The sequence below is a fragment of the Streptomyces cinnamoneus genome, assembly GCF_002939475.1.
Taxonomy (GTDB): domain Bacteria; phylum Actinomycetota; class Actinomycetes; order Streptomycetales; family Streptomycetaceae; genus Streptomyces; species Streptomyces cinnamoneus_A.
Map to the genome: position 1 here is coordinate 6230600 of NZ_PKFQ01000001.1, position 16228 is coordinate 6246827.

Consider the following 16228-nt stretch of genomic DNA (forward strand, 5'->3'; position numbering starts at 1 on the left):
CACCCATCTGTGCGTGACGTGGCATGACGGTGGTGCGGGAGGACAGGAGCCGGGGGCTGCGAAGCCGGACGACGGGACGGCGGCTGTGCCCAGACCGATGGGCCCGCCCCGGCATCCGGTCGCGGCCCCCGGCAGGGGGCGACGACTTCTGCGGGATACCCGCGCTCAGTGCCCGACTTCGACGTGCTCGAGAATGCCCAGTGCGTCGGGAACCAGCACTGCTGCGGAGTAGTAGGCGCTCACCAGATAAGACATGATCGCCTGTTCGCTGATGCCCATGAAGCGCACGGAAAGACTCGGCTGGTATTCATCGGGAATTCCCGTGCGGTGCAGACCGATGACACCCTGGTTCTCCTCACCGGTCCGCATCAGCAGGACGGAACTGACCCCGCTCTCGCTGACCGGGATCTTGTTGCAGGGGAAGATGGGCACCCCCCGCCACGCCGGCACGGCGTGACCGTTCACGTCGACGCTGTCCGGATAGACGCCCCGGCGGTTGAACTCGCGGGCGATCGCCGCGATGGTCCTCGGGTGTGCCAGCAGGAAGGACGGGTCCTTCCACACCGTGGCGAGCAGTTCGTCGAGGTCGTCGGGGGTGGGTGGGCCGCTGCGGGTGTGGATGCGCTGGCTGAGGTCGGCGTTGTGGAGGAGGCCGAAGTCGCGGTTGTTGACCATTTCGTGTTCCTGGCGTTCGCGCAGGGCCTCGATGGTCAGGCGGAGCTGTTGTTCGAGCTGGTTCATCGGTTCGTTGTAGAGGTCGGCGACGCGGGTGTGGACGCGCAGGACCGTCTGGGCCACGCTCAGCCCGTACTCGCGGGGCGTGGGTTCGTAGTCCGCGAAGACACCGGGCAGCGCGGGCTCGCCGACGTGTCCGGAGGCCACGTCGATGGCGGACTCGCCGTGCTCGTTCTGCGGGAGCGTCGCGCGGTCGCGGTAGGACTCCACGTGGGAGCGCAGCTCCGCCGAACGCTCCAGCACCTCCTGGAACTCCTGGTGCGGCAGGGTCAGCACCGTGCAGGCCGTCAGCGCCCGGACCGAGAAGTCCCAGTCGCCTGGCGCACCCGCGGCCAGCGGCCGGTCGCCGACGTAGCCCCCGTCGGCCAGCACGCCGAGCACGACCGGGTCGCCGTACTCCCCGGTGCGCACCTTCTCCGCTTTGCCGTGGGCCAGCAGGACCACCTGGTCGGCGGGCCGGCCGGCCTCCACCAGCATCTCGCCGGGCCGGAACTCCCGCTGCGTGAACCGGTCGGCGAGCTCCTGGAGCGCCTCGGTGCCGGAGAACCCGCGCAGCAGCGGCAGCTCGCCCAGCTCGGCCGGGATGACCCGCACTTCGGCGCCCGTGGTGAAGAACTCGACCCGGCCGTCGCCGAGCGTGTGCGTCAGGCGCCGGTTCACCCGGTACGTACCGCCCGAGACCTGCGTCCAGGGCAGCAGGCGCAGCAGCCACCGCGAGGTGATGCCCTGCATCTGCGGCACGGACTTGGTCGTGGTCGCCAGATTCCGGGCAGCCTCCGTGCCCAGGCTCAGCCGGCCCGGGGGGTCGACCGTGCCGGTACCGGACTCCACTGGCGTAGTCATATGCGAAAGCCCACCCATCCAATACGGAACTGCCTGCTACGGAACCGCGAGGAATTCGCGCTCGGCCGCATTCGAAGTTAGCAGCGGAATTAGGCCGGGGCGATCACTCAAAAGGATGGGATTAAAGTCCGGTGTCAAGGTCGGATAAAAATGCCGATACCGTTGGCCACGGCTCGCTCCGCGCCGCCCGACGGGTGGTTGCGCACCGTCGGCCGGCCACCGGACCGGGCGCGGGTGACGAGTGTGGACGAGCCGCCCCCGTCGAGGTTGAAGGCGTCGACCGCCCCCAGCCGCCGCATCGTCCGGGCCAGTTCCGCGACGGTCAGCCCGGAGCGGTAGGCCGGTGAGCCGTCCAGCGCCAGGAGGTACAGCCGCCGTCCCCGGCCGGCCAGACCGGCGGCCGTGCGCACGGCCGAGGTCCTGCGGTCCAGCCCCGGAAGCGAGGCGCCGCCGCGCAGGATCGGGAAGCCCCCGACCGCGAACCGCGGAGTCCGGGCCCGCCGCGACCGCAACCGCTGCTCCACCTTCACCCGGTCGCCGACCCGCAGCCTGCGCAGCGCGCGCGCTCCCTTCTCACGCCCGACCAGCACCACCGACCCGCGCGCGATCGCGCCCCGCCCCGGCCTGTGCGCCGCCGACGCCACCCGGCCCCGTCTGATGGTCAGTTCATAGGTGACGTCGCTGCACGGCGCGCCCCTGTCGTGGTCGGTCCCGCACGTCGCCCGCTCCCGGGAGGACCGGCCCCACGCCGGAGTGAAGGCGCCGATGCCGCCGACGGGCAGCGCGTACTGGTTGAAGCCGCTCAGCGGAAGCTCCTCGTCCTCGGTGAGCACCGAGCCGTCCAGCACGAGCCGGTCGAGCCGCCCCACCCGGTCCCGGCCCACGGTCAGGACGTCCTCGGTGGTGGCCCCGGACGGCATCGCCGGCCCGAAGCGCTGGCCGTCCGGCACCGCGCCCTTCAGCGCCCGGCCGCCGGACACGGCCGGACCCACCGGAGCGCCCGTCACCTCCACACCCGGGTGCTGGTCCTCGTTGATGTTGAAGAAGTCCCCGTTCACCGCCCCCACGGCGCCGCGTTCGCCGGCCAGCAGGGACGTCCGCTCCCGCGCCCCGACCGCACCGGGGTACAAAAGGTCCACGGAGACATGGCGGTTGCGCAGGTCGACCGTGAGCAGATGCCCGTACGCGGGCCCGTGCGAGCCCTTCAACGAGAACTTCCGGTACGTCACTCCCGACCCCAGCGACGCGGCGGCGCCCAGCTCCAGGGAGGAGACCTCGTCCGTGTCGGCCCACGCCGGGCCGCCGCCGACCAGCGAGATCCATGCCACCAGAACCGTCAGCGCCCCCCGCAGGCGGCGGCCACTTCTACCCACTGTCACCCCAGAGGTCTCGTCAACTCCGTCATGACACACGGCACTTATCCATGCCCCCGAAAGAACACCGAGGAACACCCCGGCATCGGTCCGGGCAACTCTCGACACGTCCCTGTCAAACGGCCCTGGGGGCCCCGATACTCACGACCAGCAGCTCGCGCAGAGCGCGCCTATTCGCCCACCCCACCGGGAGGCCGCCCCATGTCCCGCACCCGCCGAGCCGTCGTCCTCACCCTCGGAGCCGCGCTCGCGGGCTCCTTCACCACTCCCGCCGTCGCCGAGTCGCGCCCCGTCGCCGAGACCGGCCGGGGCGGGCCCCCGCTGCGCAACGCCCACGCCCACAACGACTACGCCCACCCGCACCCGCTCACCGACGCACTCGCGCACGGCTTCAACAGCGTGGAAGCCGACATCTGGCTGGTCGGCGACAAGTTGCTCGTCGCGCACGACGCCTCCGGGCTCGACCCCCGCCGCACCCTGGAGGCCCTCTACCTCGACCCGCTGCTGCGCCGGGTCAGAGCCAACCACGGCCGCGTGTACGCCGGCCACGACCTCTCCCTGCAACTGCTCATCGACATCAAGACCGCGGGGGACGCCACCTACCGCGCGCTGTCCCGGCACCTGCGCCCGTACCACTCGATGCTCAGCTCGTGCACCGGCGGCAGGGTCCACCGGGACGCGGTGACGGCCGTCGTCTCCGGCGACCGGGGAGCCCGCGCGCCCATGGCGGCGGAGCACGTGCGGCACGCCTTCTACGACGGCAGGCTCTCCGACCTCGGGGGGGCACCCGCCTCGTTCGCTCCGCTCGTCAGTGACGACTGGAGCCACACCTTCACCTGGCAGGGCGTGGGCCCCATGCCCGCACGAGAACGCGCCGCCCTCACGCGCATCGTCACCACCGCGCACGCCGAACGCCGGCACGTGCGCTTCTGGGCCACGCCCGACGTCCCGGGCCCCGCCCGCACCGCCCTGTGGCGCGAGCTGCTCGCCGCCGGGGTCGACTACCTCAACACGGACGACCTCGCGGGGCTGGAGGCGTTTCTCCGCGCAGCTCACCGATGACGCGGCGCACTTCGGGGCCGGGGACCGACGGCAGGAGCAGGGCGACCGCGTGCACCAGCTTGCCGAGCAGGAAGGTGGTGTCCGGCGTGGCACGGACCAGCCTGCGCACCGTCTCCGCGTCTCCGCGCCACACCGATTCGAGCAGCACTGCGACATCCGGTGCGGCCTCCTCGTCCGTCTCGACCCAGCCGGCCTCCTCCGGCGCGCGCCGGGCGAGATGACGCAGCACCCGGTCGGCGGCTTCGGGGCGATACGCCTTGGCGACCGCCTCGTTGGCGACCCAGACGAGCGCGGCGACGAGGTCCCTGGTCTCCTCGGCAGCCATGTCCGAGGGCAGGGAGTCGTCGAACGAGCGCTGGTTGCCGTGCCGGAACGCCAGCAGGAGGCGCGCCGCCCGCGCTTTCGCCTCGGTGACCCGTATCTGGGTGATCTCCACAGTCATCCGTTAAATCGTACTGTCAGTGGATCTTCCCAGGGTTGCGCCACGCAGGCGCCAAAGCGGTGGAATGTCGCGGTCCTGAGCGAAGCGTGTAGCGGTCCGGTCATCGGGGCGGTCCCCGGGGCGCGGCCCGGGGACGCTGGCGCCATGGCCACTCCACCCGGACCGCCGCCCGGATCCCCGTACGGACCGCCACCCGGCGGTTTCGGCCCCTCGCCGCCGCCATGGGCCCCGCAGCCGCCTCCCCGCCGGGGAGGCGGCCGGCGGGCCGGGGCCGCCGTGACGGCGGTGGTGGCGGTGGCCGGGGCCGCGCTGGGAGCGTTCCTGGTGATGGGTCACAAGGCCGACGGCAAGCCGGTGAAGAACGACTCGACCATCGGGCCCGTCAGCGCCGCACCGTCCTTCTCCCTGCCGAGCGGGCTGCCCTCCTCGCTGCCCAGCTCCCTGCCGTCCGGCTTCCCCTCCGGGCTGCCCACGAGCCTGCCCAGCCTGCCGGCGGGCCTGCCCACCGGCTGGCCCGGCTTCTAGGCGATCCGGGAGTGCCCGGGGGCGCGGAAGCCGCACGGCTTCACACGGCGCCCCCGGAAGGGGCCGTGGCGAGGCGTCAGCTCTCCGCGAGCACGCCCGCGAGCGCCGCGGCCGGGTCGTGGTCGCCGGGGCCGGCCGGCTGCCAGCGGCCGCCCTCCTTGCGGTACGGCCACCAGCGCCCGTCGGGCCCGTAGCGCAGCTGTGCGCCCGTGCCGACGACCGTCCAGCGGTTGCGCACGGCCCGCAGCCGCGGGGCCTCGCCCTGCTCCCACGCGCCGGCCAGCCGTGCCCGGGCGCGCGCCAGGTCCGCGGGCTCCGGCTCCCCGTCCTCGTCCAGTACGGCCAGTGCCGCCGGGCCGCCGTGCCCCCAGGCCCGTACGGCCTGGGCCAGTTCCGCCCGTCCGTGGCCGCAGCCGGCCGCCAGCCGGTCGGCGACACGGCCGGGCGGGCCCGCCGCGGCGAGCCGTACCGCGTCCTGCCGCACCGTGAGCTCGACCGGGACGGGCGTCTCCTCGTGACCGGGTGCCAGGGCCTCGGACAGCATCTGGTGGGCCCGGGCCGCGGCAGCGGTGACCAGGAACTCCAGCGCCGGCACGTCGAGTCCGGGGGGCTCGGCCGAGGCGCCCGCCAGGACGGGGGCGCGGCCCGGGGCCTCCACCGCCGGCGGTGGAGCGGGCAGCTCCCGGACGACGGCGTGGGCCGCGAACACCTCGCGGGCCGGGACCCCCGCCGGCGCCTGCCGCGCGTGCGCGGTGGTACCGGCGGTGCCGCGCGCCTCCAACTCGCGCCGCAGCTCGCGCTCCCCACGGCCGCGTATCAGCAACAGCACGAACGGGTCCTCGTCCAGCAGCCGCGCCACCTGGTGGCACAGTGCCGCCGTGTGCGGGCAGTGGTCCCACGCCCCACAGGCGCACTCCGGTTCCAGGTCGCCGATGCCCGGCAGCAGGTCCACGCCCGCCGCGGCGGCGTCCTCGGCCAGATGCGGCGGCAGCGCGCGGTCCAGCAGGGCGGCCACGTGCCCGGCCCGGCCGGCCACCAGATCGAGGAGGCGGTCCCAGTCGGCGGCGGAGAGCCGCTGGACCACCACGTCGGAGCGCTGGGCCGTGCCGTCCCGGTCGCGTACGAGGGCGGTGATCCGGCCGGGCCGTACGGTCACGGCGCCCACCGCGCCCGCGCGCGCGTGCCGCCGGCCGGCCTTCACCTGCTGGCCGTCCAGCGCGGAGTCCTCCAGCGCCGCCAGCCAGGCCCGGCCCCACTCGCTCTGTGCGAACCCCCGCCCCTGCACGGGCGGCAGGGCCGCGAAGGTGCGCTCGTCGTGCTCGTCGTGCTCGTTCACGGATGTCATCGTCCGGTCCCCCTCAGTGCCACGAGTTCAGCCAGCTCGGCGTCGGTCAGCTCGGTCAGGGCGGCCTCGCCCGCGCCCAGCACGGCGTCGGCCAGCGCCTGCTTGCGGCTGAGCATCTCGGCGATCCGGTCCTCGATGGTGCCCTCGGTCACGAGGCGGTGGACCTGCACCGGCTGGGTCTGGCCGATGCGGTACGCGCGGTCGGTCGCCTGGGCCTCGACGGCCGGATTCCACCAGCGGTCGAAGTGCACGACGTGCCCGGCGCGGGTGAGGTTCAGGCCCGTGCCCGCCGCCTTGAGCGACAGCAGGAAGACCGGGACCTCGCCCGCCTGGAATCGGCGGACCATCTCCTCGCGCTGCGCCACCGGCGTGCCGCCGTGCAGGAACTGGGTGGGCACGCCCCGTGCGGCCAGATGGTCCTCCAGGAGCCGCGCCATCTGGACGTACTGCGTGAAGACCAGCACGCTCGCGCCCTCGGCGAGGATGGTCTCCAGCAGTTCGTCCAGCAGCTCGACCTTGCCGGAGCGGCCGGCGATGCGCGGGCCACCGGCCCGGGCGTCCTTCCGTCCGCTGCCCTTCGCGTCCTTGCCCTTGGTCCCGAGCTCCTTGAGGAACTGCGCGGGGTGGTTGCAGATCTGCTTCAGGCCGGTGAGCAGTTTGACGATGAGACCGCGCCGCTCCAGGCCGTCCGCCGCGGAGATCTCGGCGAGGATCTCCCGCACCACCGCCTCGTACAGGCCCGCCTGTTCCCGGGTGAGCGTGACCGCGTGGTCCGTCTCGGTCTTGGGCGGCAGCTCCGGCGCGATGCCGGGGTCGGACTTGCGGCGGCGGAGCAGGAACGGGCGCACGAGCGCCGACAGCCGCTCGGCCGCGGCGGGGTCGGCGCCGCCCTCGACGGCCTGTGCGTAGCGGCGCCGGAAGGCGTTGAGCGAGCCCAGCAGACCCGGTGTCGTCCAGTCGAGGATGGCCCACAGCTCGGACAGGTTGTTCTCGACCGGCGTGCCCGTGAGCGCGACCCGGGCCTTCGCCCCGATGGTGCGCAGCGCCTTGGCCGTCGCCGAGTACGGGTTCTTGACGTGCTGTGCCTCGTCGGTGACGACCATGCCCCAGCCCGTCCCGGCCAGCCGCGGGGCGTCCAGGCGCATCGTGCCGTAGGTGGTGAGGACGAACTCGCCGTCCGCGACCCCGTCCAGGTTCCGCGACGAGCCGTGGAAGCGGCGCACCGGCGTACCGGGCGCGAAGCGCTCGATCTCGCGCTGCCAGTTGCCCATGAGGGAGGTGGGGCAGACGACCAGCGTCGGTCCGGCCGCGCCGGGCAGGGTCTGCCGGTGGAGGTGGAGGGCGATCAGGGTGACGGTCTTGCCGAGCCCCATGTCGTCGGCCAGGCAGCAGCCGAGGCCCAGGGAGGTCATCCGGCTCAGCCAGTCCAGGCCGCGCAGCTGGTAGTCGCGCAGGGTCGCGGCGAGCGCGGCGGGCGGCGCCACGGGCTCGCGGACGGCCTCGGGGTCGGCGATGGCGTCGCGCAGGGCCGCGAGCCGGCCGGTGGCCTCGACCTCGACGGTCTCGTCGCCGTCCCCCGCGAGAGCGCGGCCGGTGAGCGCCGCGCCCAGCGCCTCGACGGGCGACACCTTGCGGTCCCGCCGTTCGTGGGCGCGGCGGACGGCTTCGGGATCCACGAGGACCCAGCGGTCCCGCAGGCGCACGGCGGGGCGGCTGGCCTCGGCGAGCCGGTCCAGTTCGGCCCTGGTCAGTTCGCGGTCGCCCACGGCGAAGCGCCAGCCGAAGGAGAGCAGCGCGTCGGCGGACAGCAGGGACGGCAGGCCCGACCGGCGGTCGGGCGCCGCCTCATCGTCGTCGTCCGGCGAGCCGACGACGGCGCGCGCGGTGAGCGTGCGGGCCAGCTCCTTCGGCCAGTGGACCTCGACGCCCGCCGCGTCCAGGGCCCGGGAACCGGCGCCGAGGAGTTCGCCTGCCTCGTCGTCTGCGAGGTCGATGGCGGCCGGGGCGGCCTCCGACAGCAGGGGGGAGAGGGCCGGCCAGGCGTGGGCGGCGCGGCGCAGCGCCAGCAGGGCGTTCATCCGGGCGCCCCGGCCGAGCGCGGCGGCCACGGGCGAGGTGCCGGACCACACGTCGGCGGCGTCCGCGACGAGCGCCGGGTCGGCCAGACTGTGGAGCTGGAGGACGGCCCGGAAGCGTGGGTGGACGTCCTCGTCGTCCGGCTCGCCGGTGTCCGTGAGCGCGCCGTCGGGGCCGAGGACCTCGACGCGCAGGGAGAGCCGGACGCCCGCGTCGTGCCCGGCGGCGACGTCGGCGGCCCAGGCGCGCTGCTCGGGCAGACGCTGTGGCTCCGGCGCGGTGAAGGCGGGACCGCCGGTGGCGAGCGCGGCGGCGGGGGAGCGCGGCAGGCCGTCCGCGACGGCGTCCAGGAAGGCGCGCAGCAGCTGCTCCGGGTCGGGGAGCAGCAGCGGGTCGCTGTCCGGCAGCGGGACCGCGTGCGCGGCCGGCGGCATCGCGGCCGCCAGCTCCCGCACGCGGCGGAAGTCGTCGGGGGCGAGGGGGCCGACGCGCCAGGCGTCGTGGTCCGTGGCGGACAGGCCCGGCAGCAGCTTGCCCCGGGCGGCCAGTTGCAGGGCGAGGACGGCGGCGGATCCCCAGAAGGCCGCAGCCTCGTCGGCCCGCGCGGCCCGGGCGCGGGTGAGGACGGGCAGGGCATCGCGCACGGGCAGCACCCTGGCCCGCACGGTCCGGGTGCTGACGTCGGAGCCGTCCGGTACGGCGACGGTCAGCTCCTCGACGGCGTCCGTGGCGACGGGCGGGGTGCCGTCCGGCTGCCAGAAGGCGACGCGGCCGGTGCGGGCCGGGTCTCCGGGGAGGAAGGCCGCCGAGCAGTGGACGAGCCGGCGGAGGTCGGAGGGCGGTGCGACAGGGAGTGGTGTCACGGAGCTGCGCATTCCTCAAATTTGACTAGTCAGGGTCCGGAGCGCCCGAGGGTACAGGACGCGAAGGTCCGGCGAATGCCGCCGACGTGTGAGCCGCGCCACGTCCGCGCGGGGGTGTCGCCAGCCCCCCTGCCCGCTCGTGGGTCTGCCCCCCTGCGGGTCCGGGTGGTGCCGCCATGGTCCCGCAGGGGCCGCTCTCCGTACGTTTTCAGACGTCGCACCGCCCGCCGAGACCACACCGGAGACCCCATGCCCCAGGCCACACCCGTCCGCGCGGAACCCGCCTCCGGCAGCGACTTCGCCCCGCTGCTGCGCCAGGTGCGCGCCGCCGGCCTGCTGGAGCGCCGCCGGGGCCGGTACGCGCTCACCGTCGTCACCAATCTGCTGGCGCTCGCCGCCACGGCCACGGGGATCGTGCTCACCGGGGACTCGTGGTGGACCCTGCTGCTCGCCCTGCCGGCCGCGGTGTTCTCGGCGCGCACCGCCTTCATCGGTCACGACAGCGGACACTCCCAGATAGCCGTCACCCGGCGTGCGAACCGTCTCCTCGGGCTCGTCCACGCCGACCTGCTGCTCGGCATGAGCTACGGCTGGTGGAACGACAAGCACAACCGCCACCACGCCAACCCCAACCACGTCGACAAGGACCCCGACGTCGGTGTCGGCGCGCTGGTGTGGACGCAGCGGCAGGCCGCCGCCCGGGCCGGCTTCACCCGCTGGCTCACCCGCCACCAGGCAGCACTGTTCTTCCCGCTGCTGCTGCTCGAAGGCGTCAACCTGAAGGTTTCGAGCCTGCTCGACCTCAAACGGCGGGAGGCGGGCGAACGCCGTCTCGAAGCGACGCTTCTCCTCCTCCACGCGGCCGGATACGCGACCCTGCTGCTGTCCTCGATGTCGCCGGGCAAGGCGCTCGCCTTCGGCCTGCTCCACCACGCCCTCTTCGGCCTCCACCTCGGCATGGTCTTCGCCCCCAACCACAAGGGCATGGAGATGCCCGACCCGGACGGCGAGCGCTGGGGGCACCTGCGCCGGCAGGTCCTCACCTCCCGCAACGTACGCGGCGGGCCGGTCACCGACTGGTTCATGGGCGGCCTGAACTACCAGATCGAGCACCATCTCTTCCCGAGCATGCCGCGCCCCCACCTGCGCCTGGCCCGCCCCCTGGTCCGCGCCCACTGCCGGACGTCCGGGCTGACGTACGCTGAAACCGGACTTATCGATTCCTATCGACAGGCGCTGCTCCACATGCATGAGGTGGGCGCCCCGCTGCGGGCCGCCCGGGGAACCGGGCAGGGCCTTGAGGCGTTGTGACAGGCAGCTGTGACGGGCGGCGGCGGCAGGCGCCGCGCCGGCCGTCGCCAAGGAGGCACGCGATGACCAACAGGACGAAGGTGGCCGTCGGCGGCGTGGCAGTGGGCGTGGTCCTGCTGTGGCTGCTGCCCTTCTGGGCCGCCCTGCTGGTGCTGATCGGGGTACCGGTCGGCGCGTATCTGCTGCTGGACCCCTCGCAGCGCAAGCGGCTGCGCAGGGCCTCCCGCAAGGAGCTGGGGCGCTAGCGGGCCCGGCCGGTGAAGGCGGGGGCCAGCGCCGCCGCCATCGCCACCTGGGGCCTGCCGGAGCCGTCGGCCGGGACCGTCCACAGGTCGGAGCCGTAGTCGCCGGGCAGTGAGTACACCAGGGTGTGCCCGTCCCGCCAGACCGCCTGGTCGTCGACGTTCCGCCGTTCGGCCGTGGCACTCTCGCGCAGCGTCCGCAGATCCAGGACGTATAAGCGCCAGGGCGCGTCGGATGACGCGCCCTCGACGCGCTTCTTGTACGCGATACGGGTCCCGTCGGGGGAGAGGGACGGGCATTCGACGTTCTCGTGCAGGGCGCGCAGTGTCCGTGCCGTGCGGTCGCCGCTGACCAGATACGTCTTTCCGGCGGTCGCCACGGTCGCGTAGAAACGGGTGTCGTCGGCGAAGGTGACGCCCCAGACGTTGATGTCCGCCCTCTTGTACGGACGGTCGTCCACGAAGACCTGGTAGTCCTCCAGATCGCGGTCCACGGTCCAGGTACGGGTGTCGACGACCGAGGTCCGGGTGGAGAACGCGGTCCCCGCGTACGAGTCGCCGCTGACGAAGACCGTCCACGCCACGGAGCGCCCGTCGGGCGAGACGCGGGCCCGGGTGGGGACGCCCGCGAGGTCGTAGTGGCGCAGCTCCCGCAGGTGCGCGTCGAGGACGACGGCGCGGTAGGCCTCGCGGAGGCCGCCGCGCACGGCCTGGAGGCAGACGCCGGTGCCGCCGGCCGTGTGGAAGCGCAGGCACCGCACTCCGGACGCGGTGCGCGGGCCGGTGGGGTCGTCGGCGGCGACCGAGGCGATCTCGTCGCGGTGCGGGCCCCAGGCCATGTTGCGGAAGACGCCGCGGCCCGGCGCGTCCAGCGTGACCTTGCCGGAACGCACGGGTGGCCCGCCCGCCTGCTCCTGGTCCTTCTGCGCCGCCCGTCCGGCGGCGTGCAGCACGGCACCCACGGCGACGGCGGCGAGGACCAGTACGGCGGCGAGCAGGACGAGCAGACGGTTCCTGCGACTGAGGACGTTCTCGCGGTTCAACGGGCGGGCTCCGGGGTGGGTTCAGGAGGGGCTGGGCGCAGCAGCAGCGCGCCGGCCGCGGCGGCCACGGCCAGGCCGACGGCGGCGGCACCCAGGGCGGTGCGGTCGCCCCAGGCGGTCCAGGCCGCTCCGAAGGCGATCGAGCAGACGAAGCGGGCGGCCGCCTGGCCGGTCTGCACCACCGCCAGGCCGGTGCCCCGCACCGCCGCCGGGACGGCGTCGGCGGTGGCCGCGGCGAGTACACCGTCCGTGGCGGCGTAGAAGCTCCCGTGCAGAGCGAGCACCAGGCAGGCGAGGGCCGGGGAGTCCCCGAGCGGGGCGACGAGGAGGCCGTACGCTCCGAGCAGCGCGAGGTGCCCGCAGAGGAACAGCCGGCGGCGGCCGATGCGGTCGGCGACCGCGCCGAGAGGCACCGCCAGCAGCAAGAACGTGCCCGCTGTGCCCAGCGGTAGCAGCGGGAACCAGGACTCGGACAGTGTGAGGCGCCGCTGGAGGGTGAGGTAGAGGAAGGAATCGCTGACCGTGGTCAGGCCCAGCACGACCGCGCAGCCGGTCAGCCGGCGGACAGCCGGCCGGCGCAGCAGCTCCCGCATGGGTGCGCGACTGGCCGGGGGGCGGGCCGCGGAAGGCCCGCGCGTGCGTCCGGGGACGAAGAGCAGCAGCACGAGAACGCCCAGCGCGGCCACACACCCGCTCGCGGTGAAGACCGCGTCGTAGCCGTCGGCGGCTGCCCGCAGGATCAGGAACGCGACGAGGGGACCCAGCAGGGCCCCGGCGGTGTCCATCGCGCGGTGCACCCCGAAAGCCCGTCCCCGTCCGGCGGGTTCACAGGACAGTGAGATCAAGGCGTCGCGCGGGGCGGTGCGCAGGCCCTTGCCGGTGCGGTCGGCGGCCAGGACGGCACCGATCAGCGGCAGCGAGTGGACGGCCAGGAGCAGGGGTTTGCAGACGGCGGAGAGGCCGTAGCCCACGGCGGCCACGGCCTTGTGGCCGCTCCGGTCGGAGAGCCGGCCGCCGACGAGCCTGACGAGCGCGCTGACGCCGTTGTACACCCCGTCGAGGAGCCCGAACCCGAGCGGGGACAGGCCCAGTCCGGTGACCAGGTAGAGCGGCAGCACGGCGCTGACCATCTCCGAGGAGACGTCGGTGACGAGGCTGACGGTGCCGAGGACGAGCACCGTTCCGGGGACGACGGCGGCCCGCCGGCCGGGAGCGGAGTCCCGGCCGGGGGCGGCGGTGGGCGGGGCGGCGCGGCCGTCCGTGAGGTACACGGTCAGCTGTTCCAGATGCCGGTGATGTCCTTGGCACGCGCGGCGTTCCCGGCGTGCGGGAGGCCGTACATGGTCTCCAGCGTCCGCAGCACGTCGTAGTGGTTGTACGTGGTGGCGGAGCTGGCCCCCGCCTTGACCGGCTGGCCGTAGAGGACGGTCGGTATGCGGTTGCCGCTCAGCCGGTTGTCCTCGTCGAAGGTCACGAGCAGCAGGCTGTTGTGGCTCTTGGCCCAGTCCGCGTAGCCCTTGAGGTTCTTCTTGAGCCAGGCGTCACCGGTGCCCACCGAACAGTCGTGCATGTCGCTGCACATGTCCGGCACGACGAAGGAGACCGTGGGCAGCTTGTCGTAGTCGCCGGGGAAGGCCGCGAAGGTGTGGGCGGTGCCGGTGGGAACGTTGTCGAAGCCGAACCAGGGGTTGTGCTTCTGCCGGTACCGGCCGCTGCTGCAGGTGGTGGAGCCGTCGGCCGGCAGCGACTCGTTGTAGCTGGCCCACGTTCTGCCCTTGGCCACCAGTTCGGAGGCGAGGTTGGGCGCGTCGCTGAAGCCGGGATCGACGCAGCTGTCGTCGGTGACACCCTGGGTGTCCCCGGAGAAGAGCGCGTAGTAGTTGGGCTGGCTGGGGTGGGTCTCGGCGTACGAGGCGGTCAGGTTCGCGCCGCCCGTGGCGAGCGAGGTGATGTAGGGGGCGGCGGAGTTGCCGACGACCTGGCTGTAGCCGTGGTTCTCGAAGACGACGACCACCACGTGCTCGGGCGTCGGTACGGCGGGCGCGGCCGCGGAGTCGGAGGCCCACAGGCCGAGCGACGTGGCGGCGAGGCCGAACGCCGTGGCCAGGGCGCCGAGGTGGCGGCGGCGGAGTCTGCGGGGAGGGGCGGGCTGGCTGGCTGCGGCGGGCACGAGGTCCTCCGGGTGGGGGAGACGGTGGGCGCGGGTGCGGTGGCAGCGTAGAGCGGTGATGATGGCATGTACACGACTTCAAAATGACGGCTTGGGGAACGTCGTCCGAGCGGGACGCGACACGTCGTCACCGGTGGGGCGGTGGCGGCAGGGGCGCCGAAGGCGCGCGGACGCGACCGGGGCTGCTCAGGCGGCAGGGAGGCCCAGGAGCGTGCGGGCCACGGTCTGCGGTGATTCGTCGCGCTCGCGCGCCAGTGCTATGACCGCCCGGCAGGCGAGTTCGTTTATCCCGAAACTGAGCGCTTCGGGGGACACCCACCGGGCCGCTTCCGCTCCCCGGTCGGAGTCGTTCTCGGCGCACGCGGCCACATACACCGCTGCCGCCTCGAAGAGATTGTGCCGGCGGCCGAGCGGCACCGGGGGCGCCGGCGGCTGACGGATCTCTTCCACACGCCTGCGAAGTTTGTCGAACACGCGGATCACCTGCCCCGTGAGCGGCTATTCCTGCGGTCGTTCAAGTGTGCCCGGCGGCCGTAGAGTTGAACCTCCGACGAACGAAGGGAAGACCGCGAAGTGAAGCGCTACGACCGGCTCAGGGAAATCCGCCGTCTGGACCCGGAGCGCGACTTCCTCCGCGTTTACCGGATCACTTCGACACTCGAGTTCCCCTGGGACACGACCCGCGCCCTGGAGCTGGCGCTGTACCGGACGTACGCCGTACCCAGCATCGGCCGTCTCCTGGCCGCGACAGGGGAATTCCCCGGACGCCCGCAGAAGCGGTACGACGACACGGCACTGCTGCTGGACACGGTCCTCGAGCACGGCTTCGACAGCGAGAGCGGCCGGTCCGCGATCCGCCGCATCAACCAGATGCACCGCTCCTACGACATCGGCAACGACGACATGCGCTATGTCCTGTGCGCCTTCGTGGTGATTCCCGGCAGGTGGATCGACAGCTATGGCTGGCGACGCCTGTCCGACCACGAACGGCGTGCCATGGCCGCGTACTACCGCACGCTCGGCCGCCACATGGGGATCCAGGACATCCCTTCCACCTATGCCGACTTCGAGCACTGCCTCGACGCCTACGAGCGGGAGCACTTCGGCTGGTGCGAGGGCGGCCGCCGCGTCTCCGACGCCACGCTCGAGCTCATGGCCTCCTGGTACCCCCGCCCGCTCGCCCCCCTTGTCCGCGGCGCGAGCCTGGCCCTGCTGGACGATGCCCTGCTGGAGGCCTTCCGCTACGAGCGGCCGCACCCCGCCGCCCGGGCCCTGGTCCGCGGCGCGCTGCGCGCCCGGTCGAAGGCGGTCCGCCTGCTGCCGCCCCGGCGCACCCCGCACTACGCCCGGCATAATCCCGAGATCAAGGGATATCCGAACGGCTACGTCGTCACCGAACTCGGCACCTTCCCGGCACGCGGTGGCGGCTGTCCGGTGTTGCGCGGGCCGTCGACGGAATCGCCCGCCGCGGAGTAACGCCTCGGCGGCCCCGGGGTCACCGCATGTCCGCCGTTGCCTGTCCGTACCCATTCTCCGTTCATGTCGCTGTCCTGTGCCGACTGGCCAACAGGCATGTGCCGGGCGGCCGGACGGGTTGCCGGGAGCACGGAGGTGAGTAAGGCTGGCACGGCAGTTCCGGGGAAATCGGGGAACGGGGAGGCGGCATGGAAATGGGCATGGAACTCGGCGGGGTGTCGGGCCAAGGGTTCGGCGGGGGTTCCCCGAAGGAACTCGACTCGCTGCTCGACGACCTGACCGAGCGCGTCCCGGCGATACGGCACGCGTTGATCCTGTCCAACGACGGCCTGGTGACGGGGGCCAGCGCGAGCATGGAGAGGGAGGACGCCGAGCACCTGGCGGCGGTCGCGTCGGGGCTGCACAGCCTCGCCCGGGGCACCGGACGGCAGTTCCGGGCGGGCCGGGTGCGGCAGACCATGGTCGAGTTCGACGAGGGCGTCCTCTTCGTCACCGCCGCCGGCGAGAACAACTGCCTGTGCGTCCTCGGTGGCGGCGACGCCGACATCGGCCAGATCGCCTACGAGATGACCGTGCTGGTCAACAGCGTCGGCGAGGGGTCGGGCGGCGCGGCTCCTGTGCGGGGCGGGGGAGCCGGCGCGCGGGACGGCCGTGCGGCGGGAGAGAGGGCCGGCGGGCCGGGCGGCGAGAGTTATCCACAGGTCTGACGCGCTGTCGCCCTC

General features: G+C 73.5%; 15 protein-coding genes. 6 read left to right on the forward strand and 9 right to left on the reverse strand.

Annotation, left to right across the window (positions count from 1 at the left end; all coding sequences use genetic code 11):
- Window positions 1-165 precede the first annotated feature (165 nt).
- Window positions 166-1578 (reverse strand): family 2B encapsulin nanocompartment shell protein, encoded by a 1413-nt coding sequence (locus tag CYQ11_RS27345; RefSeq protein WP_099198324.1) that lies wholly within the window; start codon window positions 1576-1578, stop codon window positions 166-168.
- A 134-nt stretch (window positions 1579-1712) separates the two neighbouring features.
- Entirely contained in the window at window positions 1713-2957 is a 1245-nt protein-coding gene (locus CYQ11_RS27350) for a phosphodiester glycosidase family protein (protein ID WP_243469293.1), read from the reverse strand.
- 195 nt (window positions 2958-3152) lie between these two features.
- Here CYQ11_RS27350 and CYQ11_RS27355 point away from each other — a divergent pair, with 195 nt between their 5' ends.
- Window positions 3153-4013: a phosphatidylinositol-specific phospholipase C/glycerophosphodiester phosphodiesterase family protein gene (locus CYQ11_RS27355; protein WP_099198325.1), complete on the forward strand. Its 861-nt coding sequence runs from the start codon at window positions 3153-3155 to the stop codon at window positions 4011-4013.
- On the opposite strand, the gene CYQ11_RS27360 is transcribed toward CYQ11_RS27355, so the two are convergent.
- Window positions 3958-4455 carry a hypothetical protein gene (locus tag CYQ11_RS27360; protein WP_146104751.1) on the reverse strand — a complete coding sequence of 166 codons (498 nt, stop codon included), beginning with the start codon at window positions 4453-4455 and terminating at the stop codon, window positions 3958-3960. The genes CYQ11_RS27355 and CYQ11_RS27360 overlap by 56 nt on opposite strands.
- 144 nt (window positions 4456-4599) lie before the next feature.
- Here CYQ11_RS27360 and CYQ11_RS27365 point away from each other — a divergent pair, with 144 nt between their 5' ends.
- Window positions 4600-4980, forward strand: coding sequence for a hypothetical protein (locus CYQ11_RS27365; RefSeq protein ID WP_146104752.1), 381 nt, complete (start codon window positions 4600-4602; stop codon window positions 4978-4980).
- A 76-nt stretch (window positions 4981-5056) separates the two neighbouring features.
- Here the strand turns inward: CYQ11_RS27365 and CYQ11_RS27370 are convergent, their stop codons facing one another.
- Together CYQ11_RS27370 and CYQ11_RS27375 are read right to left on the reverse strand one after the other, a co-directional pair.
- Entirely contained in the window at window positions 5057-6325 is a 1269-nt protein-coding gene (locus CYQ11_RS27370) for an SWF or SNF family helicase (protein ID WP_099198328.1), read from the reverse strand.
- The gene (locus CYQ11_RS27375; protein ID WP_420894482.1) at window positions 6322-9276 is read right to left on the reverse strand and encodes an SCO1167/SCO6262 family helicase; all 2955 of its coding nucleotides are present in this window, start codon (window positions 9274-9276) and stop codon (window positions 6322-6324) included. The genes CYQ11_RS27370 and CYQ11_RS27375 overlap by 4 nt, the downstream gene beginning before the upstream one ends.
- A gap of 237 nt (window positions 9277-9513) precedes the next feature.
- Between CYQ11_RS27375 and CYQ11_RS27380 the strand changes: the two genes are divergently transcribed.
- Together CYQ11_RS27380 and CYQ11_RS27385 are read left to right on the forward strand one after the other, a co-directional pair.
- A complete protein-coding gene (locus tag CYQ11_RS27380) occupies window positions 9514-10575 on the forward strand; it encodes a fatty acid desaturase family protein (protein ID WP_099198330.1) in 1062 nt (353 codons plus the stop codon).
- 62 nt (window positions 10576-10637) lie between these two features.
- Window positions 10638-10820 carry a tail-anchor membrane protein gene (locus tag CYQ11_RS27385; RefSeq protein ID WP_099198331.1) on the forward strand — a complete coding sequence of 61 codons (183 nt, stop codon included), beginning with the start codon at window positions 10638-10640 and terminating at the stop codon, window positions 10818-10820.
- On the opposite strand, the gene CYQ11_RS27390 is transcribed toward CYQ11_RS27385, so the two are convergent.
- From CYQ11_RS27390 to CYQ11_RS27405, 4 genes are all read right to left on the reverse strand, one after another.
- Window positions 10817-11860, reverse strand: a complete 1044-nt coding sequence (locus tag CYQ11_RS27390; protein WP_099198332.1) for a TolB-like translocation protein — start codon at window positions 11858-11860, stop codon at window positions 10817-10819. The genes CYQ11_RS27385 and CYQ11_RS27390 overlap by 4 nt on opposite strands.
- Window positions 11857-13131, reverse strand: coding sequence for an MFS transporter (locus CYQ11_RS27395; protein WP_099198333.1), 1275 nt, complete (start codon window positions 13129-13131; stop codon window positions 11857-11859). Before CYQ11_RS27395 ends, CYQ11_RS27390 begins: the two co-directional genes overlap by 4 nt.
- Window positions 13132-13133: 2 nt before the next feature.
- Complete coding sequence (locus CYQ11_RS27400) at window positions 13134-14030, reverse strand: alkaline phosphatase family protein (protein ID WP_448323665.1); 897 nt, start codon at window positions 14028-14030, stop codon at window positions 13134-13136.
- Between the two features lie 186 nt (window positions 14031-14216).
- On the reverse strand, window positions 14217-14480 hold the full coding sequence (locus CYQ11_RS27405) for a hypothetical protein (RefSeq protein ID WP_240003256.1): 264 nt from the start codon (window positions 14478-14480) through the stop codon (window positions 14217-14219).
- 123 nt (window positions 14481-14603) lie between these two features.
- Here CYQ11_RS27405 and CYQ11_RS27410 point away from each other — a divergent pair, with 123 nt between their 5' ends.
- Window positions 14604-15506: an oxygenase MpaB family protein gene (locus tag CYQ11_RS27410; protein ID WP_099198334.1), complete on the forward strand. Its 903-nt coding sequence runs from the start codon at window positions 14604-14606 to the stop codon at window positions 15504-15506.
- A 200-nt stretch (window positions 15507-15706) separates the two neighbouring features.
- The gene (locus tag CYQ11_RS27415) at window positions 15707-16213 is read left to right on the forward strand and encodes a roadblock/LC7 domain-containing protein (RefSeq protein WP_099198335.1); all 507 of its coding nucleotides are present in this window, start codon (window positions 15707-15709) and stop codon (window positions 16211-16213) included.
- Window positions 16214-16228: the final 15 nt, after the last annotated feature.

What these genes read in the sequence shown, in the direction of transcription:
- CYQ11_RS27345 (WP_099198324.1), bottom strand. Translation starts at nt 1,578, where the DNA reads ATGACTACGCCAGTGGAGTCCGGTACCGGCACGGTCGACCCCCCGGGC.
- CYQ11_RS27355 (WP_099198325.1), top strand. Translation starts at nt 3,153, where the DNA reads ATGTCCCGCACCCGCCGAGCCGTCGTCCTCACCCTCGGAGCCGCGCTC.
- CYQ11_RS27360 (WP_146104751.1), bottom strand. Translation starts at nt 4,455, where the DNA reads ATGACTGTGGAGATCACCCAGATACGGGTCACCGAGGCGAAAGCGCGG.
- CYQ11_RS27365 (WP_146104752.1), top strand. Translation starts at nt 4,600, where the DNA reads ATGGCCACTCCACCCGGACCGCCGCCCGGATCCCCGTACGGACCGCCA.
- CYQ11_RS27370 (WP_099198328.1), bottom strand. Translation starts at nt 6,325, where the DNA reads ATGACATCCGTGAACGAGCACGACGAGCACGACGAGCGCACCTTCGCG.
- CYQ11_RS27375 (WP_420894482.1), bottom strand. Translation starts at nt 9,276, where the DNA reads ATGCGCAGCTCCGTGACACCACTCCCTGTCGCACCGCCCTCCGACCTC.
- CYQ11_RS27380 (WP_099198330.1), top strand. Translation starts at nt 9,514, where the DNA reads ATGCCCCAGGCCACACCCGTCCGCGCGGAACCCGCCTCCGGCAGCGAC.
- CYQ11_RS27385 (WP_099198331.1), top strand. Translation starts at nt 10,638, where the DNA reads ATGACCAACAGGACGAAGGTGGCCGTCGGCGGCGTGGCAGTGGGCGTG.
- CYQ11_RS27415 (WP_099198335.1), top strand. Translation starts at nt 15,707, where the DNA reads ATGGAACTCGGCGGGGTGTCGGGCCAAGGGTTCGGCGGGGGTTCCCCG.